Source organism: Arthrobacter sp. 05T47 (assembly GCF_056395825.1).
Map to the genome: position 1 here is coordinate 1 of NZ_JBFTKG010000146.1, position 1412 is coordinate 1412.

A 1412-nucleotide genomic window follows, 5' to 3' on the forward strand; every position below is an offset into this window, starting at 1 on the left:
GGCCATTTCCTCGAGGCGCCCCGAAAACGGAGCGACCGCAGCCGAATTACAGGGCGGCGCGGTTCTTGTAGGCCGAAACGGCCAGAGCGATGAGGCTCAGCATGGCAAATCCAGTCATCTTGCATCGCCGGGACCGGATCGCCCCGACGCCGGTCATATAAGATGACAACGTTGTCAAATCAAGGCCGCATGCTGCGACGCAACAACGCATGAAACACCCTCTCCCAGAGGGAGAGGGAGGGGCCCAGGCGAAGCCTGGGAGGGTGAGGGGTTACGCCGCCAACCGGCGTGCCGGCACGCCGTCGWCCGTCCCTAACCCCTCAWCCGACCTGCTTCGCAGGCTGCCTTCTCCCTCCAGGGAGAAGGARCAGGAGCCGGACGGGGATARAGCAGCGTGGAYCCCCGGCGTTCGTCGAAAAGAGTYCCACGAACTCAATCGCTTRCAACTTTCTCRKCCAMTTCAATCAGACGSGCWGAAACCCGGGTCATAATCAAAGCCGTCCCCGCCATGGGGAGGGCTCTTGGTACCGGCCCAAGCGTGGCGAGGACCGCATCGAGCGGGGCCGCTTGAAGCGTCGTGGGAAAAGGCGGGTTTGCAGGATCGCTCASRAGGCGTGATTGGGCCGCCAAGCCGTCCACGGCGCAACGAGCGGGTCGACAGGGCCGGGATCGTCAAACCGGCCTAACAGGATCAGCCGAGGCCGCCGCCGGATCACCGCGGGGCTATTGRTCCTGCCCGTCCGTGGGACAGCCGGGTCCAGGGTTGAAACAGCACCCGCGCCTCCGGCCCTCCGGAATAACGACGCGGCGGAGCGGTCGACGAAGCCGAAACGCTAAACAAACCTACGGTCCCCGGGCTCCGCCCGGCCGCTCCGCGCCTCCCCATCAGCTTWCGTGGATKTCCACGGGAGATCGCCTCTCCATGTCCCTCTCCCCCTTGCGGGAGAGGGTGGCCTCGCGRAGCGAGGTCGGGTGAGGGGTCTCTCAGAACTATGCGGAGAGGCCTTTCGACCCCTCATCCGTCAGCTKCGCTGACACCTTCTCCCGCAAGGGGAGAAGGGAGCTTTTACATATCCAGCCTGAAGTCGATCACCTTGGCGCCGCTGGCCACGGCGTCGAGGGTCTTGGTCTCGGCGCCCAGCAGGCGGCGGTAGGTCCAGTACGAGGCCATGACCTTTTCGACGTAGTTGCGGGTCTCGAGCGCCGGCAGGCTCTCGATCAGCAGCAGGCTGTCGCAGTCGGCGCCCAGCTGCTGCTGCACCTTCAAGAGGGTGCCCGGTCYGCCGTTGTAGGCGGCCACCGCGCGCAGCAGGTCGGGGCTCTGCAGCCCGCGGTCCATGAGCCAGGTGAAGTAGTCCTGGCCGACCCGCAGGTTGAAGGCCGGGTCGAACAGCGGGGTGTTGTCGGCCAGC

The 1412-nt window shown here is 65.7% G+C and carries 1 protein-coding gene; it reads right to left on the minus strand.

The window, feature by feature from the left end:
• Positions 1-1066: 1066 nt before the first annotated feature.
• A partial coding sequence (locus tag AC1DEY_RS23400) for a transglycosylase SLT domain-containing protein (protein WP_476870086.1) occupies positions 1067-1412 on the minus strand: 346 nt, incomplete at its 5' end.